A 23,543-nucleotide genomic window follows, 5' to 3' on the forward strand; every position below is an offset into this window, starting at 1 on the left:
TTTGAAAAAAAAGATTGTAATGGAAAGCGGGAAACAGCTTCTAAAAAGAAAAGAAGTTGGAAGATGGATGCTGGAAGTTTACATGATTGAGAATATAGTTGATGGTAGATAGTTGTTGGTTATTAGATTACTTCGCTTGTCACAATGACATAAAAAAGAGACCGCCAAAACTGACGGTCTCTTTTAAATTATTAAAAATATTCCTTAGAATAATTCTTTTCTGATGATATTTTGGCTTCTTTCAGGACCAACAGATACTAAGTAAACGTTGATTCCCAAATACTTTTCGATAAATTCGATGTATTTCTGAGCCGTATCAGGAAGTTCGTCATAGCTTCTTACTTTCGTCAGATCTTCTTTCCAACCTGGTAAATCCTGATAGATTGGCTCGTAGTTGTATAATTTTTCTGTTGAAGAAGTGAAATAATCGATGATTTTTCCGTCTTCAGTTTTGTAATGGGTAACGATTTTAAGGTTTTCAATTCCTGTAAGAACATCTAATTTTGTAATTACTAAATTATTGATTCCGTTAATCATACAAGCGTGCTTCAAAGAAACAAGGTCTAGCCAACCTGTTCTTCTCGGTCTGCCTGTAGTCGCTCCGAATTCACCACCGATCTGTCTGATGCTTTCTCCTAATTCGTTGTCTAATTCTGATGGAAAAGGTCCGTTTCCTACTCTTGTACAGTATGCTTTTGCCACACCGATTAAGTTTTGAAGTGACGTTGGCGGAACTCCCGCTCCTGTACAAACTCCTCCAGTTGACGGAGAAGATGAAGTTACGTATGGATACGTTCCGAAGTCGATATCAAGCATTAAAGCCTGCGCTCCTTCGAATAAAACGTTTTTACCGTCTCTGATGGCTTCGTTTAATTCTAATTCAGTATCAACAATTCTGTCCTGAAGCTGTTTTCCGATTTCTAAATATTCGTTGTAGATCTCTTCAACGTCTAATGTCGGTTTTCCGTAATATTTTTCAAAAAGAGAATTCTTAATTTTTAAGTTTTTCTCGATTTTTTCTCTTAAAATTTCAGGATTCAGAAGGTCGATCATTCTGATACCCACTCTTGCAATTTTATCTTCGTAGCAAGGTCCGATTCCTTTTTTCGTCGTTCCGATCTGCGTTCCTCCGTGCTCTTCTTCACGGTACGTATCCAAAAGAATATGGTAAGGCATGATGACATGTGCTCTTCTGCTGATGAAAATGTGATCAGTTCTCATGTTTTTGCTTTCGATCTGATTCACCTCCTTAATGAAAGATTTAGGATTTACCACTACTCCGTTGGCAATGATACACTTCCCTTTGCACTGAAGAACTCCCGATGGAAGAAGGTGCAAAACGAATTTCTCATCCCCTACATAAACCGTGTGACCAGCGTTGTCCCCTCCCTGGAAACGTACTACATAATCTGATTTTGCCGATAAAACATCCGTGATTTTTCCTTTACCTTCATCTCCATACTGAAGACCTACAACTACGTAAGTTGACATATTTTACTTTTATTTTAGATTCATGCAAAATTACTTTTAAAAAATTGGGTGGGCAAATTTGAGGGGGATTTTATTTTTGGGACTTTACTTTTAATAAAAATCGTTTATATTTAGCCTAATGTAACTTAAATGGAAAATAACACAATTGAAAAATTAGACAAAATAGCTGAGATTTGGAATAATTTCATTTTAGAATATAAGTTTTGTAACAATAAAATAAGGTTTACTGATGAAATCAAAACAAATTATTTTGGCGATATTTTGGGCTATTTTCATGACACATTCTCTTTAATTTCTGATGTTCCAAAAAATTCAGGTAACTCAACAAAATTTTCCTTTTACATAAGTTTTTTACAAGCAATATATGTACAACAAGATTTTGTAGAAGAATTACTTTATATTTTTAATTGTAAAAAAAATAAAAGTGATTTAAAAAATGACATTAATTATTCGAAAAACCGAGAGATAAGAAATGAACTTGTAGGTCATCCGATTAGGAAAATCAATGGCAAATTTATTTCATCAACTTTATTTAGTTATCATTCAAAAAATGATGAAATTGAATATTTAAGATATCATATAGACAATAATTATAGTTTTGAAAAAGTTAATATAAAGATTGACGATGTTATAAAACGTCATATATTTTTTTTAAATACATATTTTGATTTAATAATTAAAAAGTTAGAAAGTATATTAACTAGGTTCAAAAAACAAATAGAAATTTTAGAAGAAAATATTTCAGTACAAGACTTTGAAATTCTTCTTAAAATAATTTCAGCTTATTTTGAAAAATTTTTAGAATCAGATTTCATTTATGATGCTGAGTCATTAAAAGTAATTTATTCCAAAGCTAATGAACATGAAAGATATAGGCATTTTATTGAAAATTTTTATTCAAGTTTAAAAGAATATATTTTGTGTACAAAAGATGATATTGATTTATTAACAGGTAAAAAAGAAAATAATTTTTCAGAAATAGAATTACCAATGTTTCCAATAGCAAAAAGTTTAAATCAAAATAAAAAAGAGGTTAGCTATCACTACGAGCTAGGCAAACTTTCTACGAAAAGAGATTTTCATGATTTTGAATTTTTTAGTTCTCTTTTAAAATCTAAATGTGACAATAGTGACGTTTTAGCTGAATTACAATATATGGAAGTAAACTTACATAACGATATTGAATATTATTGTGCTTATAAATATCTAAAATGGTTATTGAAAAATAAATAATCATTCCGCAGAAAACTTTTAACAGCTTAGATTCCTGCGGAATGACAAAAGTATGAATATTTTTATTATTCTTATCCAAATAAAACCTCATCATGTGAAATCACCACCAAAGTTTCATGATAATCCTTAATAGAATTCGTTAGAATTTTCACATTTTGAAGGTCTAAATTATTCATCAATTCATCAAGTGTCAAATAATTCATTTTGAATAAATACCAAGAATTGGTATCTTTGATTTAAAATAAAAATAATGGCAAAAAACACCTCCATATTACTAGGCGATTATTTCGATAACTTTATCAGTCAACAGATTAAATCTGGTAAATTCTCTTCTGCAAGTGAAGTTGTGAGAGCTGCTTTACGAATGTTTGAATATGAAGAATCCAAAAAGTCAGAATTAATCAACGAATTAAAAAAAGGAGAAAAATCTGGATTTGTTGAGAATTTTGATCGTAAAGAATTTTTAAAAAATCTTCATCAAAAACATTCTGCTGACTCATGAAATACAGAATCAGCAAAGAAGCATCAAATGATTTAGAAAAAATTTGGCTGTATACTTCTGAAGTATGGTCTAGAGAACAGGCAGATTATTATTTTGATTTGTTAATGAATGAAATTGAATACTTATCTGAAAATCCAAAGTCAGGAAAAGATTATAATGAGATAAGAAAAGGATATTTTCGTTCGAGAGTTAAATCACATTTTATATTTTATAAAATTAATCTTAAAAATGAAGAAATTGAAATTATAAGAATTCTTCATCAGCAAATGGATATTTCTTCGAGATTGGATGAATAAAACTTAAGTCAAACCTTATAGGTTTTAAAAACCTATAAGGTTTATATATTAAAAAATTTTAATTACTTAAAAAAATCTCATTCCTCACCCCAATCTCCTCCAAAAACACCCCATCATGCGAAATCACCACCAAGGCTCCGTGATAAACCTTAATAGAATTCGTCAGAATTTCCACATTTTTAAGGTCTAAATTATTTGTCGGCTCATCGAGAATAATCATATCGGGAGCTTTATTGCTGATGAAAACCATTAACATTAATTTAAAAAGTATATATTTGAATTAATAATAAACAAAACATCGATTAATGAAAAAACAAGGAGTATCAAATGCGTTCGTAGCAGCTTCATGGGTTGCTTTGGGTGCAGGAATGGTAGGGTTTATTGTAGGACTTGCAAGAGCAGAAATGCAGCTTAATGAAAAAGGGTATTATTTCACCATTTTGCTTTACGGACTTTTTGCTGTAGTTTCCTTACAAAAAGCTGTTCGTGACCGATTAGAAAATATTAAAGTTACAGACATTTACTACGGAATCTGCTGGTTTGCAACATTATCTTCTATTGTTTTACTGGCAATAGGATTGTGGAACGCCACTATTCTCCCAAGTGAAAAAGGATTTTATGGCTTTGCATTTTTACTGGCTTTGTTTGGCGCAATCGCAGTTCAGAAAAATACCCGGGACAATATGACTCAGGAATAAATAACAAAGAGGCTGTCTCGCTTTTGAAACAGCCTCTTATTTATGTGTAAAGATAATAATTGAAGCGAACTTTTAATTATCGTATCTGTTTGGGTGTTTTGCTTTGATATCATCTACAGTTCCCAAAACTTTATCTTTTAAAGTATCCTGATACACCTGAAGTTTCGCTGCAATTTCTTCATTACCGCTTCCTAAAATTTTTGCGGCTAAAATTCCTGCATTCAAAGCTCCGTTTAAAGCCACAGTTGCCACCGGAATTCCGCCCGGCATTTGTAAAATTGATAAAACAGAATCCCATCCGTCGATAGAATTACTCGATAAAATAGGAACTCCTATTACCGGTAAAGTTGTACAGCTTGCCACCATTCCCGGAAGATGTGCAGCTCCACCTGCTCCTGCGACAATTACTTTTAGGCCTCTTTCTTTAGCTGTTTTTGCATAATCAAACATCCTTTCAGGTGTTCTGTGAGCTGAAACCACCGTTAGTTCATAAGGAATATCCAAAGATTTCAAAAAATTTGCCGCCAGTTCCATAATCGGTAAGTCGCTCTGACTTCCCATGATAATTCCTACCATTTTATTCAATTTATTAGGCTTCAAAGATAAGGAATTTAATAGTGAATGATGAATGGTCAATTTGCTTTGCTGTGAATTTTCAAAATAAATACAAGAGGAAAAATTCACAATTGACTTGCGGAGTAAAATTGACTATTCACGCCTAGAAAATCTTACCTTTGCGCCTCTATTTTTTTTACACTTTGAAAAATTACAAACTTACTCTAGCCATTTTTACCGTTGCCATTGTTTGGGGAACTACATTTTTAGCCATTCGTGTGGCGGTGGAAACAATTCCGGCGTGGTTTGTGGCAGGAATCCGTCAGTTTTTGGCTGCAATGATTATGTTGATTATTCTTCTGTACAGAAAAGAATTCAAATGGATCGGCTGGAAAAACCTTGGTTATCAACTTATATTTTCTTCATTAATGCTTATTGTAGCCAACGGAATGACAACGGTTGCCGAGGAAGAAGTAACGAGCAGCTTAACCTCATTAATCAGTGCATGTTCCCCTATCGTTGTTTTTCTGGGAAGCGTCGCAATCGGATTGCAGAAATTCAGTATAAGAGCATTTTTCGGAGTTTTATTATGTTTCAGCGGGATTATTTTTATTTTCTGGGACGGCTTAGCAGATATGACAAATCCTGATTATCGGATGGGAATTATTTTTCTTTGTATAGCGATTGTTGGTTGGGCTTCAGGAACTATTTTTACAAAAAAAATGAATATTCAAAGCAAAAATATTTCTCTGAATCTTTTCTATCAGTTTATTTTTGCAGGAATTGTTCAGCTCTGTTTTGCAGCACTATTTTCCGAATCTTATAATTTTGAAAACTGGAGCATAAAAAGTATTTCCGCAATGCTTTATCTTGCTATTTTTGGTTCTGTAGCGGCTTTTTTTGCGTTTCATTATGCTTTGACGAGAGTTTCACCGGTTCAGGTTTCTATTTTATCATATATTAATACAATTATTTCTATTTTCCTTAGTTGGCTTATTTTAGGTGAAAAAATTTCGGCTAAATTTATTGCTGCAGCGGTCTTGATTATTGTGGGCGTCTTTATTATCAATTATAATAAAGAGCTTTTTAAAAGGAAAAAGATTGAAGAGAAATCAATTTAGGAATAGAAAATAATTAAATTGCCATGAATAATATTGTAAATAATGAAAAAAGCACTCATCATCACCATATCAGTAATCGTTTTAATAATTGTATCATTCACGATTTATTGGAATCTTCCCATAGAAATCACCCGAAAATCTGATATAAAAACAGGGAATGAAATTATTGTAAACATCGAAAATTACAGGAAAAACAGTTACAAACTTCCCGAAGAAAATGATTGGCAGACCCTGGAACAATTGGGTTTACAAAAAGATAATCACTCAAAACCAGTTTACTCAAAAAACGAAAACGGAAATTATGAATTGGTATTTGACGACGGTTTAGGCGGTCCATATTTATTATGGAATTCAATTGATAAAAAATGGACGATTGATTTACCAAAAATTGTTTCTAAATAAAAAAGACTGCTCCAAAAAAGCAGTCTTTCTCAATATATTTTAAAAGCATTAAGCAATCACTCTCACCATTGCTTTCACTTCAATCAATTTTTCCATTAATTCTTCTCTTGAATCTGCCAAAACATTGATGTGACCCATTTTTCTTCCGGGTTTTGTTTCAGTTTTACCATACAGGTGAATATAGGTTTCAGGAAGTTTTAAAACTTCTTCCATTCCTTCGTAAATTACTTTTCCCGAAAATCCTTCTGCTCCTACAAGATTCAGCATTCCGCTGTAAATAATTGCATCGGTATCTGCTAAAGGTAGATTTTTTACCACACGATACATCTGTTCAAACTGTGAATTAGCATTTCCTTCCTGACTTTGGTGTCCCGAATTGTGAAGTCTTGGTGCAGTTTCGTTCACCCAGACTTTTCCTTCTTTATCTAAAAATAATTCAATCGCAAACAATCCCGGAGAATTAACGGCAGCAAGAAATTTATCTGTAATTGAATTAATTTGATTTTCAATATCTTCGCTCAGATGAACCGGACAAATATTGAAATCAAGCAGGTTTAATTTCGGATCTGCAACCATTTCTGTGACAGGAAAAGTTTGTGTTTCTCCGTTTTCATTTTTAGCAACAATTATTGAAAGTTCTTTTTCAATATCTACCAACTTTTCAAGCACGGAATCTGCAATCCAAAGGTTTTTCATGTCTTCATTGGTGCGAATTACCTGAACTCCCTTTCCGTCGTAACCACCTGTATTCATTTTCTGTACAAAAGGAAGCGGCATTTTTATTTCATCAGAGCTTCCGTCCATAATTTCAAATTCAGGACTCGGAATATTGTTTTCTTCATAAAATTTCTTCTGAAGAATTTTCTGCTGAATGGTTTTAATAATCCTAGAATTCGGAACTACTTTCACGCCCTGATTTTCAAGCTCAGCCAAAGCATCTGCATTTACATGCTCTATCTCAATCGTTACAACATCTTTATCTTTTCCAAATTCTAAAACAGTTTCATAATCATTAAAACTTCCTTGTGTAAAATATGAAATATTATGACAAGGCGCATCTGAAGCCGGATCTAAAGTATAAAATTCATCATCGTACTTCAGTGCTTCCTGAATCAGCATCCGACCTAACTGACCGCCTCCTAAAATTCCTATTTTCATTTTATTTTTACTTATTATATTTTTTTTAATCTATTTAATCTTATCAAGCATCAGATATCCTAAAAATGTGTAGTTTTCCTGATTTTCCTGTTCAGATTTCACTATTCTCAATGAATATTTGCTTCTCATTTCATCCGGAAGAATCTCGGTAACACTAAAAATATCGTCAATATCGACACCATATTTTTCATCAATATGACTTCCTGCTCCTTTGAAGCCCATTGTCTGATAAAACTCAGTTGCTTTTGCTTTTTTTACAACTTCACCCAAAGTTTTACCCACCATTAAATGTTGCTCATGAAATTCTTTGAAATGTGCTTCTTTGTAGCCGCCAAGATTTACAAAAAAAAGCTTTTCGCTGTTTTCAAAAGTTTTTCTCGGTTCGATTATAATTTCGTATCCATCAGCAAATTTTACTTCCTGATATGCATCAATATGAATTTTCCCTTTAGCTTCCGGCCAGAAATCTTTTAGTATCGGAACAAGATCTTTCAGATTTTCTGCAATTCCGAAAAATACGTCGTGCTGCTCAATATTTCTGCCTTTCGGAGTGGCGCCGAGAATGATGTAAAAGAGTTTCATAGAGTTTTCCATTCTGCAAAAATACGGCAAAAAATAATCTTGGGTGAATGTTTGCCTGAAAACCGCAATAGTTTTATATTTGTAGCATGTCGGAGATCATTATTCTTTTTCTTGGCGCTATCTCGGCCGGGCTTCTGGGTTCACTCACCGGTTTGGGAGGAGGAGTTATCATTATCCCTTTATTGACGCTTGGTTTTGGCGTTCCAATGCATTATGCAATCGGTGCATCACTGATTTCGGTCATCGGAACTTCATCCGGAGCAGCCGTAGCTTTCGTAAAAGAAGGTTTTACCAATATGAGAATCGGGATGTTTCTGGAGATTGCAACAACTTCAGGTGCCATTGCAGGAGCTTTGGTTTCCGGAATGCTGAATCCCAATACCATCGGAATTATCTTTGCAAGCATTCTTTTGCTCACCGTTATTTTAAATTTAAAAGGAAAACCCGATCATCAGGAATCTTTAATTAAAGGAAGTCTCGAAGACAAGCTCAAATTGTACGGTACTTTTCCAGACAAAGGTGTTGTAAAAACTTACGCCGCAAGAAATACAGTTTCCGGATTTTTTATGATGATGTTTGCAGGCGCAATGTCCGGACTTTTAGGGATCGGTTCCGGAGCTTTGAAAGTTTTGGCAATGGACAATATGATGAGGTTACCTTTTAAAGTTTCTACCACAACCAGTAATTTTATGATCGGTGTAACTGCAGTGGCAAGTTCGTTGATTTATTTTCAGAGAGGTGAAATCATCCCAGTTATTGTGGCACCCGTTTTAGTGGGTGTTGTGGTAGGAAGTTTCATCGGTTCTAAAACATTAATGGTATCAAAAACAAAAAAACTGAAGACATTTTTTGCCATTGTTATCACGATACTTTCAATTTACATGATGTATAACGGTATTAGAAGCAATTTCTCATGAGAAAAGATTTTACAGATATTGATCTTAACCGTTCTGTCGGAAATCTCCTTCGTATGGGCGTTATTTTATCGGTCATAACTTCTCTGATTGGTTTTATCAAACTTTTCACCGAGGGTTTTAAAATGCCGAGAAAATACAAACTTCTTGATATGGGAACATCTTCTGAAAAAGTTTGGGGACATTTTTGGGAAACACTCTGCAAAGGCGAGGGAATGGCCATCATTCAACTCGGAATTCTGATGTTGATTTTCACACCTTTAATGAGGATTATCTTTGCTTTAATCGGTTATTTAAAAGAGAAAGATTACGTTTATGTGATTATCTCTTCGATCGTTCTGGCAATTATGGCGGTAAGTTTCTTTACGGGTTATGCGCATTAGAATTTGAAATTGAATGTTTGAGATTTGACATTAAATTCTTTATTTCTTATATAAGCGAAGCGGCTTTGTGAAACTAAATACATTATGTAAATCATATCTCTTTGTGCTTTATATTCAAATTTACATCTCATAAAATTCCAAAGGTAACTGATCCGGATCCTGTATAAAGAAAAATTCTTTTCCGGTAAATTCATCAATACGGATTTCTTCGCATTTTAAACCTTTTTCAATTAATTCATCTCTTTTCTCATTAACATTTTCAACAGAGAAAGCCAAATGTCTTAAACCGCAAGATTCAGGTCTTGAAGCGCGTTGTGGAGGATTTGGAAATGAAAATAATTCGATAACGTAATGCTCTCCGATTGCTAAATCAAGTTTATAAGACTGCCGTTCTTCACGATAGACTTCACGGATGATATTTAGACCCAAAACTTCTGTATAAAATTTTTTTGAAACTTCATAATCCGAACAGATAATAGCGATATGATGGATTTTCATAACTTTATTTTTTACAGTTTTCCTTTCTTCTTGTATCGATTAAATATTGAATTTTCCAAAGATTATTTTGCTTCACCAATTGGAAACTATTCGCCCCGCAATGTGAAAATTTACCTTTAAAATAAAAGTCATAAGGCGTGAAAACACTGGCAAGATTTCCATCAATCTGAATGGATGAATAACTTATTCTTTCATCTACATCATTTTTAGAATAGCCCGAAACAGAAGAAACAAAACCTTTCAGCTCATCCGTTTTTATGATTCCGTCTTTTGAAATAGTCTGCAGAATAGCATTTTCAGTAAAAACGGACTCCATCATTTCAGAATCAGTATTTTTCATTCCTGTAAAAAGCTTATCAATAGTTTCTTTTACCAAATCTTGCTCAGTATTTTGCCCAAAATAAAGTGAACTTACTAACAGCAAAACATATAAAAATCTTTTCATGATTCAGTTTTAAACATTAAAAATAAAAAAATATATTATTGAACTGGTCAATATTAATAAAGTTTAAATAAAACTGGCACGAAATTAAGTGAAAATAACTTATTTTTATTCGTTTATTTTAAAAATATGTGGGAAATTTACCTTGCTTTAAGTGCGTTATTATTGATTTTAACAGTTTTACCTAAAATTCCAAGTTCACATTGGATTTTTCGCTTTCCCGATTTTGGCAAAATTCAAATCACTTATTTTACAATTTTCACATTCGTTCTTGGATTTATCATTGATAAGACAGCGTTTTCTTGGTATATACAAGGTTTATTGCTTGCCATGATAATTTATCACGGCATAATTTTAATTAAATATACTCCGCTTTACAAAGTTAAAAAACATCCGCAGACCAAAAACTCTTCAAAAAAATATCATTTTATTTCTGCCAATGTTTATCAGTTTAACAAAGATTTTGACAGATTCATCAATTTGATACAAAGAAATAAACCTGAAATTTTTCTGACAATGGAAAGCAATGGCGATTGGGAAAAAGCCTTGCAGGTTTTAGAAAAAGATTATCCGTATCAACACAAAGTAACACTTGAAAACACCTACGGAATGCATTTTTATTCTAAAATGAAGATCGAAAAATCTCAAACTCATTATTTTGTTGCCGATGATATTCCGAGCATAGAAGCACACCTGAAGACCGAAGATGGTTTTGAATTTGTGTTTTTCGGAGTTCATCCGCCACCACCAAGTCCTACTGAAGAAGAAACATCAAAAGAAAGAGACGGCGATTTGCTGAGTGTTGCCAAATGCGTACAGGATATTAGAAAACCAATCATCGTCGTTGGAGATTTCAACAATGTAGCATGGTCAAAATCTTCCATTCTTTTCAGAAAAACAAGTCATTTAATAGATCCTAGAGTTGGCCGTGCTTTTGTGTCTACTTTTCATGCAAAATCACGTTTGCTGAGATTTCCTATTGACCTTATGTTCCACAGCGAAGATATTTTCATAGAAGATTTAAAAACTTTAGAAAATTTTGGCTCAGATCATCTTCCTGTTTACTGTGAATTTTTTATTGATCATCACAACGATGATCAGGAGGAGCTTGTAGAACAGGCAGATTCTGAAGAAATTGCCGAAGCTGATGAAATCATCAAAGAAGGCAAGGAAGAAGATGGAGAACGTGATGCGATAGTAACGGAGGGTTAATATTAATAACTAATAATTCCCTTTTAATATTAAATTCCAAATCATTAAAATAACAAACCTTAATATAAAAAATAAAATTGGTAGGGTCAATAGGATCGTTAAATACTTGTCTAAATTATTTTTCCTTTTATTACGATTCGATAAAACTCTAGACAGTACAATAACTGAAAATACAGAAGTAATTACTAATAGTGGTAAAATAACCAAAACATTGAACCCGAAATTATGTGGTGCATAGCCTGGCAAAACGCCAAACCAAGCAAAACGATAATATCCGAAAATAAAAATTAAAGCAAAAGCTAAATTTGCGATTACAACTAGAATATAATCAATAGACTCAGCTTTTACCTTATTTATAATCAATTTCATTTTAAAATTTCATCACATCCTTCACCACTCCATTTTTTTGAGTATGCTGCAAGAGTTCAGCTTCAATAAACGGTTTTATCTGCTCTTCAGAACCGTCATTCGGGAAAAGCAAGTGAACGTTTGCTCCTGCATCCAAAGTAAAGAATAAAGGTAAATTGGTATCTCTTCTAAACTCCCAAATTTTATTGATGACTTCCAGAGTTCCGGTTTTCATTAAAATAAAAGCAGGATCGCTCATCATCATCATGGCATGCAACGTCAAAGCTTCGTGTTCTATCAATTTGATAAATTCTTGTATATTTCCGGATTTCAGAATTTCTTTCATCGGAACAAAATTTTCTCTTGCTTCCTGAAATCTTCTTTCCGCATACGGATTGGTATTCATCAAACCATGACCAACCGTTGAAGAAACAATTTTTACGCCTTCGTGAATGAGCAAAACCCAATCATTAAAATCTTTAAATACAGGATGAATGTCGTCATCAGAATATTTAACGGCAAATAAATCTGAACTTCCATCAACCTGATCAGATTTCCCCCAAACAACCAATCCGTTATACAGACTTCGGCATGCGCTTCCGCTTCCTAATCTCGCTAAAAAAGAAGCCTTTTTCAAAGATTCTTCTTCTGAAATTTTTCCGGAAAATTCATCATCCAAATTCATCAGACATTTTGCAATTGCACCAAATCCAGAAGCAGAACTGGCAATTCCTGAGCTGTGAGGAAATGTATTTTCGGTTCTGATAATGTATTTACCTTTTAAAATCCAAGGTAAATACTGTTGGATATTTTTGAAATATTTCTCAATTTTTTCAGCAAATTTTGCTTCTTCATTTCCAGCCAGAAAAGTCTGAACGGAAAATGGTTCGTTTGCTAAAAATTCCATTTCCGTATTGGTTTTACAATGATTCAAAGTAAAACTGATACTCGGGTTTGCCGGAATCTGGTCTTTATATTTTCCCCAATATTTAATCAAAGCGATATTGGACGGACAGCTTTCTGAAACTGTTTTATCCTGTATCGTAAAATTTTCTTTTCCTAAAAATTCGTTTGTTGTCATAGTTAGTTTCAAATATAAACCTATTTTTCAATCCTAATCATTTTAATAGTTTAAGATATACAATGTTTGTCATTCCGTAGGAATCTAAATTATTTATCTTAAAACTGTTGAGATTCCTACGGAATGACAAACTAGTCGTGATTTACTGAGATAATAAGTTCTAATTAGTACATCTTTTCAATAACGTCTGCATATTTTTTCAGCACGATATTTCTTTTAATTTTCAAAGTTGGCGTGATTTCTCCGTTGCTGATTTCGAATTCCGATGGCATTAAAGTAAACTTTTTCACTCTTTCATAATCTGAAAGATGCTTTTGAATTTCGTTAATTTTTTCTTTGTAGAAATCGATAATTTCTTTCTTTTGAACGATTTCTTCCCAATTGGTAAACGGAATATTTTTCTTTTTTAAATAATCGGCCAGAAACTCAAAATTCGGAACAATTAAAGCGGAAACAAACTGCTTTCCTTCTGCAATCAACACAATTTGTTGGATGAAATTATTGTTGGTCAGAAGATTTTCAATTGTCTGCGGAGCAATATATTTGCCGTTAGATGTTTTCATCAAATCTTTGATTCTGTCGGTAATAAAAAGATTTCCTTTTTCGTCGAATTTTCCGGCATCGCCCGTTTTAAACCAACCATCTTCTGTAAAAACTTTTTCGGTATCTTCAGGTCGATTGTAATATCCTTTCATAATACCGTTTCCTTTTGCCTGAATTTCATCATTTTCACCAATTCGAATTTCTACTCCCGGTAAAGGTTTCCCACAGCTTCCATGTTCAAAATTTTGGGGTGGAAAAGCAGTCAGGGTTGCAGTGGTTTCTGTTAATCCGTAACCAACTGTAATGTGAATATCTATTGACTCGAAAAACCTTGTAACTTCTGATGATAATGATGCACCACCACAAGGAATAAACCACAATCTTCCGCCTAATTTTTCTTTAATTTTACTGAAAACCAACAGATCCGCAACCGTTTCTTTCGCTTTTAAACCAAAAGGAATTGCTTTATCTATTCTTTTAAACTCTGCGGTTTCATTTCCTACTTCCAGAGCCCAGTTAAAGATTTTCTTTTTAAATGATGAGCTTACTTCGGTTTTTTCTAAAACTCCGGCATATACTTTCTGCAAAAACCTGGGAACGACGCACATCATTGATGGTTTTACTTCAGTTAAAGCTTTGACAATATCTTTCGGATCTTCAAGGAAATAAACTCTTGCTCCACCGTATAAACACAATAAACTCCAACTTCTTTCGAAAACGTGGGTTAAGGGTAAAAATGCCAGTGAAACCTCATCTTCAAAATTTTTAAACTTAAAAAATTCAAAATGGGCATCGCAGAGTTTTACGAAATTTCCGTGTGGAAGAACGACACCTTTGGGATTTCCGGTAGTTCCCGATGTGTAAATAATTGTTGCGGTATCATCTTCATTTTTCTCTGAAAACTCAAATTTCGGAGACGATTTCACAATAAAATCTTCCAGATAAAAACTGTTGAATTCTTTTTTAATCCAGACTGCTTTTTTAGAAATGATGATAAATTTTAAATCTGTATTTTCTTTTTTTAAGATTTCCAGACAAGAATCATATTGAGCCTGACTTCCGACCAAAACCGATTTTGCACCGGAATCTTTTAAAATAAATTCCGCCTGTTCGCTATTATTGGTTGAATAAATCGGAACGGTAATCGCTCCAATTGACAAAACAGCCAAATCGAAAATCATCCATTCCGCAGAATTGTCGGCATAAACAGCAACTTTATCATTCACTTCAATTCCAGAATCTTTCAGTGCACTGGCGGTTTTAAGAATAACTTCACTGAATTTTTGCCAGCTCAGCTCTTTCCACACGCCATCTTTTTTCTTAAAGCCAATTGCTGATTTTAAAGGATGCTTTTCTACATTTTTTTTGATGATTGCCTCTGCAAGATTCATTACTTTTTATTCAGCTTTTTGTCGTTAATATAATTGTTGAGATGAAAGTCGATGCTTTCTGAAACGGGAATAAATTGATAATCTAATTTCTCTTTAATTTTTTGATTTGAAATCACATTTAGAGAAGAAACAGATTCAATATTTGATTTTGTTGCCATTCTGAGCTGCGGAATTAGCCAGCCTAATAATATATTGGCAATTCTTCCCAATTGTAATGTAGATTTTGAAAGAATTTTAGCGTCTTTTAACCCTAATTTAGTTCTGATCTGATTTCCAAGATCTGCATATTTTTTGCTTTCGGAAACGACAATAAACCTTTCGCCAAAAGCATTTTTTTCCATTAATTCGATCGAAATTCCGGCAACATCTCTCACATCAACGTAACTTGTTCCGCCGGAAAATGTAAAACTGTTGTTTTCAAAAGTCGGAAAAATATCACCACTGCTTTTACCCCAGTTTCCGGTTCCGATAATCATTCCCGGATTGATAATGATGGTATTCAAACCTTCTGCGGAAGCTCTCCAGACTTCCATTTCAGAAAGATGTTTTGAGATCGAATATGCAGAATGCTCATCTTTAGAATTAAAATCTGAACTTTCATCAAGCTCACCTTTTTCATTCAATAAATCTAAAACGGCAATCGAACTGACGTGAAGAAATTTTTCGACCGTGGAATTTTCGCAGGCAAACAGAAGATTTTCCGTCGCTTTAATGTTGGTGTGATTCATTTCTTTCTCATCTTTCGGATGAAAACTGACTTTTGCAGCACAATGATAAACTTCGGTGACACCTTGTAATGCCGATTCAACTGCATGAATATCGTCAAAATCCACATCCATCCATTCAATTTTATCAAAAAAATCATTGGGATTTTCTGTGAGATACTGATAGGAATGTTTTACTTCATTGATGTTGCTTGAAGGTCTTTTTGCAGCACGTACTTTTTTACCTTTTTTCAAAAGTTCAAGAACGATTACTCTGCCTAAAATTCCTGTTGCACCTGTTACGAAGACCATAAATTAATATATATTACTGGTTTTGCAAATTTGCGTAAATATAACTGAAAAAGCTTGAATTACTTTACCATAAAAGTCATAAAAGATAATTTGCAGTGATATTTAAGCCTAAATTTGAAAACACTAAAGAACAACTAAGCCTTAAACTACAGACCCAAAAATTCTTTCACTACAAGTGCAAAATCAACCGGATTATCTGCCTGAACCCAATGTGCTGCGTTTTTAATTTTCACAAATTTGGCTTTTGGAAATTGTTGTTTGATAGCAAACTCATCCTGTGGCAAAATATAATTTGATTTTTCACCGGCAATGAATAAAGTTTCACCTTCAAAAATTCCGAATTTAATTGCGTTTGAGACAAACTGATTGTATTTTTCTGACAGTGTTTTCAGATTAAATCTCCAGTTGAGTTTTTTAGAGTCTCCATTTTCTTCCCAATATAAATTTTTAGCTAAAAACTGAATGGTAGATTTTTCAGGAATATATTGCGTTAAAACTTTTTCTACTTCTCCTCTGGATTTTACCTCATCAAGATTAACGGTTTCCAATGCTTTAATAATTCCCTGATGATGTGGCGGATAAGCTTTCGGACCTATATCAACCACAACTAAATTTTCAACTTTGTCAGGATAATTGACAGCAAACTGCATTACCGCTTTTCCACCTAGAGAATGTCCTAAAACGTGGGCTTTTTCGATTCCGTAATGATTCATATAATTGGCAATATCATCCGCCAAATCATCGTGAGACATATTTTCAGAATGAAAACTTCTTCCGTGATTTCTTAAATCAATTAAGTGAACAGGCAGAAATTCGCCCAATTCTTTTCCGAAACTTCCCCAATTATCGAGCATTCCAAACAAACCGTGAAATACTAAAAGCGGTGTAGACGATTGATTTTCGCCAAATATTTTTGAATGTAAGATTTCCATGTATAAAATTTTTGAGGTTGAAAGCTGGGTGATGGAGAATGGAAGTGAGCAATTCCACTAAAAAGAACCTCTAACTTCTAACTTCCGGCTTCCGGCTAATTTACCATTTTGCCAGTCTTTTCAAATACGATTGAACTGTATTTTCCATACCCATGTACAAAGCTTCAGAAACCAAGGCATGACCGATGGAAACTTCCAAAAGATTTGGAATATTATCTGCAAAATATTTTAAATTTTCTAAACTTAAATCATGCCCTGCATTAATTCCTAATCCGAATTTCTCAGCTTCCACAGCTGTTTCAACGTATGGCTTAATAGCTTCTTCTTTATTTTTTGAATAATTTGATGCGTAAGCTTCTGTGTATAATTCAATTCTGTCGGCTCCCGTTTCTGCAGCAAATTTTACCATTTCAGGGTTTGGATCTAAGAAAACTGAAGTTCTGACTCCTGCATTTTTAAATTCTGCGATGACAGATTTCAGAAAATCCATATTTTTTTCACAGTCCCAACCTGCATTGGAAGTGATGGCGTCATCTGCGTCTGGAACCAAAGTTACCTGTTCAGGTTTTACCTCTAAAACCATATCGATAAAATCTCGGTGAGGATTTCCTTCAATATTGAATTCGGTATGAACAATCGGTTTTAAATCGTATACATCTTTTCTTGTGATGTGTCTTTCGTCTGGTCTTGGATGAATGGTAATTCCGTGAGCACCAAATTCCTGAATTTTGATTGCAGCTTCCGTCACACTTGGGGTTTCTCCTCCTCTAGCGTTTCTTATCGTTGCAATTTTATTAATGTTTACGCTTAGTTTTGTCATTATTGTAGATGTTAGATAATAGATTTCAGACTTAAGACTTACAACATTGAGTGAATAAATCTTTATAAATTATCTTAATTATTAAAATATTATTTCGGCAATCCAATCTGCATAATCTGAAGATCAAATTCCTTCGAGGCGACCAATAAATGATCAAAAATATCAGCCTGAATTTGCTCAAAACGCACCCATTTTGAATCATTTGCAAAACAATAAATTTCCATTGGAAGTCCTTGAGTTGTAATTTCCAACTGACGAACCATGATCGGACTTTCTTTATCAATTTCAGGATCATTTTCAAGATATTTCTGAGCGTAATGTCTGAAAACTCCGATATTGGTTAATTGTCTACCGTTGATGATTTTATCACGATGCTCGATCGATGATTTTTCCTGATTAATTTCTGATATTTTTTGATCTAAATAGTCTGAAATGAGATTGATTTCTTTTAATTTTTCAATTTCATCATCATTCAGAAATTTAAAGGAGGTAATATTAAAAACAATCGATTTTTTTATTCTTCGGGTATTCGATTCCGACATTACCTGAAGATTTTTAATCTCCGTTGTCAGTAAATCATACGTTGGAATCGAGGAAATTGTTTTGTCAAAATTTGAAATTTTTGTAGTCAGCAAACTGATGTCTAAAATATTTCCTTCAATATTATATTTTGGAATTCCGATCCAGTCGCCCACTTTTAAGCTTTTGGATGTTGCAACGTGAATTCCGGTAACAAAACCCAAGATTGTATCTCTGAAAACCAAAACCAAAACCGCCGTTATTGCTCCTAAACTTCCGACAATTGTTGTTCCTTTTATCCCGAAAATTACACAGATACTAACGATGGTAAAAATGAAAATTCCTAAAATTTTTACCGTTTCAGAAATGGCATTGATTGCCATCACTTTGTAATAATCCTGTTTAATGGTAAAATAGCTCCTGAAACCCGTCAAAGAACGGTATAACATACCTGCGAGTATTAAAACCAACCCTAAATTGACGGATCTGTGGATAAAAATAGTGGTATTTTTTAAAGCTCCGACAAAAATAGATTCGTGCAAAGATCCTATCGTTGCCAATGCCACAAAATGAGCAAGAGAATTGGTGATTCTAGAATTATAGATAGATTTTATAATCGGGAACTTCTTTTCGTTGCGAAAAAACCTGAAAGTATAATTGATGATTATCTTGAAAAGAAAATCCAGCAATAAGAAGATTCCAAACAACAACGCCATTTTTACGATAATGTGAAAAACCCAATCAAGCCCCGCAGGAGAGATTTTGCTCACGTAAATATAAAGCTGTTCACTGGTTTCCTGAAAAAAACTTTTAGTGTTCGTTATTTCGTCTTTCATTACAACAAATTTAATAAAATTAAAATTCACTACAACCCTAATAAAATAACAATTAATTACAGTATTAAACAACATTTATTAACGAATAATTAAAATTAATTTAAAAATAAAATTAAATCAATAATAAATTCATTAATTTAGTATTCTAAACCCAAAACTAAATTCTATGAAAAATTTCAACTTATTCTTTATTTTCATTCTGCTTTTATCAATCGGATCTTGTAGATCTGATTCTGAAACGCCGGCAGAAATCACTGTTGATAACACGATAAAAACCGGTAAAGTTTCCGGAAGAGTAATGTCGCAAAATGGCACTAAATCTATCGGAGGAGCATCTGTATTCACATTTGATGAAAAATACAAAATCTATTACACGACTTCTGATGCTGACGGAAATTTCACATTAGAAGCTCCGGTTGGAAACCAAACTATTCACATTCAAACCGGAAATGGCAGCAATTTCCGTACTGAAATTTCAGCAACTGTAAAAGACAACGAAACTTTAAACTTAAATGCAAGTCAAACAAAACTGAATCAGGTTGCGAAAATTGCTTACGTAAAGGGAAACTATGATAAAATTGAAGATATTATTCAGAATTTAGGATATAATGCCACAGAAATCACCAATGCTGATCTTGCTAACATCACGGCAATTGTTCAGTATGACATTATTTTCCTTAATTGCGGATCAAGAAACTACAACTCAAACCAATCACTTTATCCAGCAATTGATGCTAATTTGGCAGTTTTCGTCGCTAATGGAGGAAGTATTTACGCTTCAGATTGGGATGTAGCCTATTTAGTGGGCGGAACGGACAACACAACCAGCTGTTCACTTCCGGGGGGATTTGTTCCTGATACAAAATTATGCTCCACAAACACCGGAAGCTCAGGAATTATTCCGGCAACTGTAAGCAGTGCAGGATTATCTACTGCTTTAGGATTTAATACGCTTAATATTGATTTTGATTTAGGTTCATGGCAAAAAATCACCAATTATGATCCGACGTATTGGGACGTTTTAGTGAAAGAAACTTCATCAAACAATGCATTGATGATCAGAACCAATCATTTTACAGCAACAGGAATTCCCGCAACACCGATTGGGAATGCTCCGAATACAACATTTACAACAGTTTGTATTACACTTCCAGGAAATATTCAGATAAGTCTTTCTGTTCCTACCGCTGCAGTTCCTTATTTAGTGGCTTTAGGCGCAACAGTAGGACCTTGTTCGGGATCTACAAACAGTGGATATATCTATTACACAAGTTTCCACAATCACGCTACAGGAAACATCGGAAATGCAGGAGTAATTTTACAATATGTAATTTTAAATCTTTAAAAATCGGCTTAAAAATTGATAAACAAAAAGTGGCTTTTTAAGTCACTTTTTTATTTAAATAAATATGGATCATTCATTAATTTCACTTTTAAGTATCATCTTACTTATTCTGGGAATCTTAGGAACTTTTTTGCCAGTTTTACCGGGATTGGTCTTAAGTCTTGCCGGACTTTTAATTTATAAATACGGAACAGATGCCGATCTTTCAGTACTTTATATTTGGGCGTTTGTCATTTTAACGCTTGCTTCTGTGGTGTTAAGCTATGTAATTCCCGCAAAAACCAATAAAAAATACGGCGGAACAAATTGGGGAAGTGTAGGCTCGGTCATCGGAACAATTGTAGGATTATTTTTACCAATTCCTTTAGGATTTCTTGTAGGAATGTTTGCCGGAGTTTTTATCGGAGAACTTTTGCACGATAGTAAGGACATGAATAAAGCTTTAAAATCAACAAAAGGAGCATTGATCGGATTTATTTACGGAACCGGATTTAGCTTAGTAGTCTCAATTGCTATGCTTATGGTCGTCGTTTTAGATATTTTTAATGTAATTTAATTATGGAAATGTATAAACATATAATATTGAGCTTAGGATTAATCAGCCTGATCAACTGTAAGGCTCAGAAAGAATTGAAAAATCAGGAAATGTCACAAAATTCTGCTAATGTAAAAAGTGAAATTCCTATGAAAAGCGAAGGAGATATTATTTATTTCATTGAAGGAGAAAATAAATTTCTGAAAGAATTTCAGATGAATATTACCTTTAAAAGTATGGCAGAAGACAGCCGTTGTCCGCAAGGAACTCAATGTATTTGGGCAGGAGTTGCCGTTGCCAATATAGAATTGATGAGCACTGCAAGTCGACCAATGACTTTGCAATTTTCAACTTCAGAAGTTAGCGGAAAAGATTATCATACGACACAATTTTTTAACGGATATAAAATTTCTTTAGTAAAAGTTACTCCTCATCCAACTGCAGAAAATAGTGCAAAATCACTTTCCGGAAAATATAAAATCGGAATTTCGATTACTAAAGATACTGATCAGAATTCTACCACGAAATAAGCTTCTTTCCTTTTGAAGCAAGATATTCATTAATTTTTGAGAAAGGTTTGCTTCCATAAAAACCACGATAGACAGAAAAAGGGGATGGATGCGCAGATTTAATGATAAAATGTTTAGCCGGATTGATTAATTCGGCTTTTTTCTGTGCAAAAGCTCCCCACAAAACGAAAACCACATTTTCTTTTTTATCTGAAATTTCTTTAATAATAAAATCGGTAAACTTTTCCCAACCTAAATCTTTATGAGAATTTGGTGAATGCGCACGAACCGTTAAAGTCGCATTCAATAACAAGACGCCTTGTTTTGCCCAATCATCCAGTTCTTTTGAAGTTCGGTCTACACCGACATCATCTTTTAATTCAGTGAAAATATTTTTAAGCGAAGGTGGCGCTGTAACCTGTTCGGAAACTGAAAAACACAAACCATTTGCCTGAAAATCATTATGATAAGGATCCTGACCAATAATTACCACTTCAACATCATCAAATGGCGTTAATTCTAACGCTCTGAAAATCTGTTTTTTCGGTGGAAAAACTTTCGTTGTTGCATATTCCTGTTTTACCTTTTCCCAAAGATTGGTAAAGTATGGAGTGTTTTTTATTGGGGCTAGTATTTCTGTCCAGTTCATAATTTATTTTAAAAAGGTAAATCTTCTTCCTCTTCTTCTTCCTCCTCTTGGCTATGCTGTATTACGAAAGATTCTGTCATTTTAAAATCTAACTTATCTTGATTATCTAAAATCCAATTTTCCCCATTTTCATTTAATCGACATACAGGATATTCACTCCATTGATCAACCTCCATCGAAACGCTTACAAATTGTAGTTTTTCTAAAGATCTAATACCAACACTTGTAGCCATATCATTAAAACCAGATTTATTCATCTCTGTTTTTAGCATATGAACTGGAAAAGATTCTTGTTTAGAAAATGTATTCTCCATCAATAAAACCAATATCGCAAATTCATGGTTTTTCAATCCTTTAATTTCTTGGACAGGAATATTACTCAAAACTTCAATAGTTTTAATTTTATTCTCAAGTGCTTTAATTTTATTAGTAATTCTTTGAGACAAATCATTAAAATCACTTATTGATGCTGTTTTATAAGTAATTATAAATTTATGTTGAATATCAAATGGGAATTTTCCTAATCTTTCTTCCGAACAAACCATAACTATATTTTTCCCACAAGCAAAAGCATATCCTAATTCATACCAAACATTTGGATTATCTGTAGTTATTTCCGCAAAACATAAATCACTTTCTTTTATTTTTTGCTCAATATCTTCTATTGGAATTGTCACAGCATCATCTTTATCAACTCTATACGGAATAAAACCAGAGTTTTTAATTGCTGGCTCAAAAACATCAGTATATCTTTTATCAAATTTATCTCTATCAAATGGTTGAATTACAAAACATGTTTTCATTAAATGGCTTTTCTTAATAGTCAAATATACGAAATATTAAAAATTCTTCTTAAGAATAGTTCTTTAAGCTGTAAACCAAATTATCCGGAAACCCCTCATCTTTTCTATCTTCCAAAATAAAATTATGTTTTAAAAGAAGACCTTTCGAGTTTTCATTAAACTTATTGGTCATCGCAACAATTTCCTGCAAATGTAAATCATTAAACCCAAAATTTAAAACCGTCTGTAAAGCTTCAGACATTAATCCTCTTCAGTGATATTCTGGCAATAATTCATAACCTACTTCTGCTTCTTTTCTGTCTTCCGAAAAATTCCAGAGACAAATTGTTCCGATAAGATTGGGTTGATTTTTAAATGCAATCCCGAAGTAAACCGTTTCTTTGTTTTCAATCCTTTTTTTGATGGTTAAAATAAAATCCAGCGCATCATAATTTGTTTTTGGAGGAATTCTTTTGACAAACTGATTGACAACTTCATTGCTTCGAATTTTTAAAATATCATCAACGTGGCTTTCGTCAATGGGTTTTAAAATTAATCTTTCGGTTTCCAGTTTCATATCTCAAATATAATAAAAACCTTATTGAAGTTATTTTATATTTAAATTGAACCATTAAGACCATTTAAGAGGTTAAGTTTTTATTAAGGAAAATCAAATAGATTTTTTTTGAAAGCAGATAGATAAAATCGTAGCAGTGCTTAATATTCTTAACTCCTTAATAAAATCTTAAT

29 protein-coding genes and 1 pseudogene are annotated in these 23,543 nt (G+C 33.2%); 12 read left to right on the forward strand and 18 right to left on the reverse strand.

What is annotated here, in order from left to right:
• Positions 1 to 204 precede the first annotated feature (204 nt).
• Entirely contained in the window at positions 205 to 1,491 is a 1,287-nt protein-coding gene (locus ACOOWA_RS13330) for an adenylosuccinate synthase (RefSeq protein WP_421375894.1), read from the reverse strand.
• A gap of 129 nt (positions 1,492 to 1,620) precedes the next feature.
• Here ACOOWA_RS13330 and ACOOWA_RS13335 point away from each other — a divergent pair, with 129 nt between their 5' ends.
• Complete coding sequence (locus ACOOWA_RS13335) at positions 1,621 to 2,724, forward strand: hypothetical protein (protein ID WP_421375896.1); 1,104 nt, start codon at positions 1,621 to 1,623, stop codon at positions 2,722 to 2,724.
• 71 nt (positions 2,725 to 2,795) lie between these two features.
• On the opposite strand, the gene ACOOWA_RS13340 is transcribed toward ACOOWA_RS13335, so the two are convergent.
• Positions 2,796 to 2,927, reverse strand: a complete 132-nt coding sequence (locus tag ACOOWA_RS13340) for a hypothetical protein (RefSeq protein ID WP_421375898.1) — start codon at positions 2,925 to 2,927, stop codon at positions 2,796 to 2,798.
• Positions 2,928 to 2,974: 47 nt separating this feature from the next.
• Between ACOOWA_RS13340 and ACOOWA_RS13345 the strand changes: the two genes are divergently transcribed.
• Together ACOOWA_RS13345 and ACOOWA_RS13350 are read left to right on the forward strand one after the other, a co-directional pair.
• The gene (locus ACOOWA_RS13345) at positions 2,975 to 3,226 is read left to right on the forward strand and encodes a type II toxin-antitoxin system ParD family antitoxin (RefSeq protein WP_421375899.1); all 252 of its coding nucleotides are present in this window, start codon (positions 2,975 to 2,977) and stop codon (positions 3,224 to 3,226) included.
• Positions 3,223 to 3,522 carry a type II toxin-antitoxin system RelE/ParE family toxin gene (locus tag ACOOWA_RS13350; protein WP_421375901.1) on the forward strand — a complete coding sequence of 100 codons (300 nt, stop codon included), beginning with the start codon at positions 3,223 to 3,225 and terminating at the stop codon, positions 3,520 to 3,522. Before ACOOWA_RS13345 ends, ACOOWA_RS13350 begins: the two co-directional genes overlap by 4 nt.
• Positions 3,523 to 3,580: 58 nt before the next feature.
• On the opposite strand, the gene ACOOWA_RS13355 is transcribed toward ACOOWA_RS13350, so the two are convergent.
• Complete coding sequence (locus ACOOWA_RS13355) at positions 3,581 to 3,772, reverse strand: hypothetical protein (protein WP_421375902.1); 192 nt, start codon at positions 3,770 to 3,772, stop codon at positions 3,581 to 3,583.
• Between the two features lie 55 nt (positions 3,773 to 3,827).
• Between ACOOWA_RS13355 and yiaA the strand changes: the two genes are divergently transcribed.
• Positions 3,828 to 4,220, forward strand: coding sequence for an inner membrane protein YiaA (gene yiaA, locus ACOOWA_RS13360; protein WP_267266661.1), 393 nt, complete (start codon positions 3,828 to 3,830; stop codon positions 4,218 to 4,220).
• 72 nt (positions 4,221 to 4,292) lie between these two features.
• Here yiaA and purE read toward each other — a convergent pair whose 3' ends face one another.
• Positions 4,293 to 4,796, reverse strand: a complete 504-nt coding sequence (purE, locus tag ACOOWA_RS13365; protein WP_421375904.1) for a 5-(carboxyamino)imidazole ribonucleotide mutase — start codon at positions 4,794 to 4,796, stop codon at positions 4,293 to 4,295.
• A gap of 182 nt (positions 4,797 to 4,978) precedes the next feature.
• Here purE and ACOOWA_RS13370 point away from each other — a divergent pair, with 182 nt between their 5' ends.
• Together ACOOWA_RS13370 and ACOOWA_RS13375 are read left to right on the forward strand one after the other, a co-directional pair.
• Positions 4,979 to 5,896 carry a DMT family transporter gene (locus ACOOWA_RS13370; protein WP_421375905.1) on the forward strand — a complete coding sequence of 306 codons (918 nt, stop codon included), beginning with the start codon at positions 4,979 to 4,981 and terminating at the stop codon, positions 5,894 to 5,896.
• 42 nt (positions 5,897 to 5,938) lie between these two features.
• Positions 5,939 to 6,298, forward strand: coding sequence for a hypothetical protein (locus ACOOWA_RS13375; protein WP_421375907.1), 360 nt, complete (start codon positions 5,939 to 5,941; stop codon positions 6,296 to 6,298).
• 48 nt (positions 6,299 to 6,346) lie between these two features.
• Here the strand turns inward: ACOOWA_RS13375 and ACOOWA_RS13380 are convergent, their stop codons facing one another.
• Together ACOOWA_RS13380 and ACOOWA_RS13385 are read right to left on the reverse strand one after the other, a co-directional pair.
• Complete coding sequence (locus ACOOWA_RS13380; RefSeq protein WP_421375909.1) at positions 6,347 to 7,456, reverse strand: 5-(carboxyamino)imidazole ribonucleotide synthase; 1,110 nt, start codon at positions 7,454 to 7,456, stop codon at positions 6,347 to 6,349.
• 30 nt (positions 7,457 to 7,486) lie between these two features.
• Positions 7,487 to 8,038: a DUF1543 domain-containing protein gene (locus ACOOWA_RS13385; RefSeq protein ID WP_421375910.1), complete on the reverse strand. Its 552-nt coding sequence runs from the start codon at positions 8,036 to 8,038 to the stop codon at positions 7,487 to 7,489.
• A gap of 86 nt (positions 8,039 to 8,124) precedes the next feature.
• On the opposite strand from ACOOWA_RS13385, the gene ACOOWA_RS13390 reads away from it, so the two are divergent.
• Both ACOOWA_RS13390 and ACOOWA_RS13395 read left to right on the forward strand, forming a co-directional pair.
• Positions 8,125 to 8,955, forward strand: a complete 831-nt coding sequence (locus ACOOWA_RS13390; protein ID WP_421375911.1) for a sulfite exporter TauE/SafE family protein — start codon at positions 8,125 to 8,127, stop codon at positions 8,953 to 8,955.
• A complete protein-coding gene (locus ACOOWA_RS13395; protein WP_421375913.1) occupies positions 8,952 to 9,335 on the forward strand; it encodes a DUF1634 domain-containing protein in 384 nt (127 codons plus the stop codon). The genes ACOOWA_RS13390 and ACOOWA_RS13395 overlap by 4 nt, the downstream gene beginning before the upstream one ends.
• A 120-nt stretch (positions 9,336 to 9,455) precedes the next feature.
• On the opposite strand, the gene ACOOWA_RS13400 is transcribed toward ACOOWA_RS13395, so the two are convergent.
• Both ACOOWA_RS13400 and ACOOWA_RS13405 read right to left on the reverse strand, forming a co-directional pair.
• Complete coding sequence (locus ACOOWA_RS13400) at positions 9,456 to 9,833, reverse strand: VOC family protein (protein ID WP_421375915.1); 378 nt, start codon at positions 9,831 to 9,833, stop codon at positions 9,456 to 9,458.
• A gap of 4 nt (positions 9,834 to 9,837) precedes the next feature.
• Positions 9,838 to 10,278: a nuclear transport factor 2 family protein gene (locus ACOOWA_RS13405; RefSeq protein ID WP_421375917.1), complete on the reverse strand. Its 441-nt coding sequence runs from the start codon at positions 10,276 to 10,278 to the stop codon at positions 9,838 to 9,840.
• A 126-nt stretch (positions 10,279 to 10,404) separates the two neighbouring features.
• Between ACOOWA_RS13405 and ACOOWA_RS13410 the strand changes: the two genes are divergently transcribed.
• Complete coding sequence (locus ACOOWA_RS13410) at positions 10,405 to 11,487, forward strand: endonuclease/exonuclease/phosphatase family protein (RefSeq protein WP_421375919.1); 1,083 nt, start codon at positions 10,405 to 10,407, stop codon at positions 11,485 to 11,487.
• 9 nt (positions 11,488 to 11,496) lie between these two features.
• Here the strand turns inward: ACOOWA_RS13410 and ACOOWA_RS13415 are convergent, their stop codons facing one another.
• From ACOOWA_RS13415 to ACOOWA_RS13445, 7 genes are all read right to left on the reverse strand, one after another.
• Entirely contained in the window at positions 11,497 to 11,856 is a 360-nt protein-coding gene (locus ACOOWA_RS13415; RefSeq protein ID WP_421375921.1) for a hypothetical protein, read from the reverse strand.
• Position 11,857: 1 nt separating this feature from the next.
• The gene (locus ACOOWA_RS13420) at positions 11,858 to 12,916 is read right to left on the reverse strand and encodes a diphosphomevalonate/mevalonate 3,5-bisphosphate decarboxylase family protein (RefSeq protein WP_421375923.1); all 1,059 of its coding nucleotides are present in this window, start codon (positions 12,914 to 12,916) and stop codon (positions 11,858 to 11,860) included.
• 164 nt (positions 12,917 to 13,080) lie between these two features.
• Complete coding sequence (locus ACOOWA_RS13425; protein WP_421375925.1) at positions 13,081 to 14,850, reverse strand: AMP-dependent synthetase/ligase; 1,770 nt, start codon at positions 14,848 to 14,850, stop codon at positions 13,081 to 13,083.
• On the reverse strand, positions 14,850 to 15,866 hold the full coding sequence (locus ACOOWA_RS13430; RefSeq protein ID WP_421375927.1) for an NAD-dependent epimerase/dehydratase family protein: 1,017 nt from the start codon (positions 15,864 to 15,866) through the stop codon (positions 14,850 to 14,852). Before ACOOWA_RS13430 ends, ACOOWA_RS13425 begins: the two co-directional genes overlap by 1 nt.
• 146 nt (positions 15,867 to 16,012) lie before the next feature.
• Complete coding sequence (locus tag ACOOWA_RS13435; protein WP_421375929.1) at positions 16,013 to 16,798, reverse strand: alpha/beta fold hydrolase; 786 nt, start codon at positions 16,796 to 16,798, stop codon at positions 16,013 to 16,015.
• 100 nt (positions 16,799 to 16,898) lie between these two features.
• Positions 16,899 to 17,618 (reverse strand): pyridoxine 5'-phosphate synthase, encoded by a 720-nt coding sequence (locus ACOOWA_RS13440; RefSeq protein WP_421375931.1) that lies wholly within the window; start codon positions 17,616 to 17,618, stop codon positions 16,899 to 16,901.
• An 89-nt stretch (positions 17,619 to 17,707) separates the two neighbouring features.
• Positions 17,708 to 18,973, reverse strand: coding sequence for a mechanosensitive ion channel family protein (locus tag ACOOWA_RS13445; RefSeq protein ID WP_421375933.1), 1,266 nt, complete (start codon positions 18,971 to 18,973; stop codon positions 17,708 to 17,710).
• A gap of 166 nt (positions 18,974 to 19,139) precedes the next feature.
• On the opposite strand from ACOOWA_RS13445, the gene ACOOWA_RS13450 reads away from it, so the two are divergent.
• From ACOOWA_RS13450 to ACOOWA_RS13460, 3 genes are all read left to right on the forward strand, one after another.
• A complete protein-coding gene (locus ACOOWA_RS13450; protein WP_421375935.1) occupies positions 19,140 to 20,318 on the forward strand; it encodes a carboxypeptidase-like regulatory domain-containing protein in 1,179 nt (392 codons plus the stop codon).
• A 64-nt stretch (positions 20,319 to 20,382) separates the two neighbouring features.
• Positions 20,383 to 20,874: a DUF456 domain-containing protein gene (locus ACOOWA_RS13455; protein WP_421375937.1), complete on the forward strand. Its 492-nt coding sequence runs from the start codon at positions 20,383 to 20,385 to the stop codon at positions 20,872 to 20,874.
• Between the two features lie 8 nt (positions 20,875 to 20,882).
• Positions 20,883 to 21,383 (forward strand): hypothetical protein, encoded by a 501-nt coding sequence (locus ACOOWA_RS13460; RefSeq protein WP_421375939.1) that lies wholly within the window; start codon positions 20,883 to 20,885, stop codon positions 21,381 to 21,383.
• Here the strand turns inward: ACOOWA_RS13460 and ACOOWA_RS13465 are convergent.
• From ACOOWA_RS13465 to ACOOWA_RS13475, 3 genes and pseudogenes are all read right to left on the reverse strand, one after another.
• Positions 21,370 to 22,011, reverse strand: a complete 642-nt coding sequence (locus ACOOWA_RS13465; protein ID WP_421375941.1) for a uracil-DNA glycosylase — start codon at positions 22,009 to 22,011, stop codon at positions 21,370 to 21,372. The two genes, ACOOWA_RS13460 and ACOOWA_RS13465, sit on opposite strands and share 14 nt — an antisense overlap.
• An 8-nt stretch (positions 22,012 to 22,019) precedes the next feature.
• Positions 22,020 to 22,814 carry a hypothetical protein gene (locus ACOOWA_RS13470; RefSeq protein WP_421375943.1) on the reverse strand — a complete coding sequence of 265 codons (795 nt, stop codon included), beginning with the start codon at positions 22,812 to 22,814 and terminating at the stop codon, positions 22,020 to 22,022.
• Positions 22,815 to 22,863: 49 nt separating this feature from the next.
• Positions 22,864 to 23,370 (reverse strand): annotated as a pseudogene (locus ACOOWA_RS13475) (GNAT family N-acetyltransferase).
• Positions 23,371 to 23,543: the final 173 nt, after the last annotated feature.

The sequence above is a fragment of the Chryseobacterium sp. GP-SGM7 genome (assembly GCF_049166575.1).
Taxonomy (GTDB): Bacteria; Bacteroidota; Bacteroidia; order Flavobacteriales; family Weeksellaceae; genus Chryseobacterium.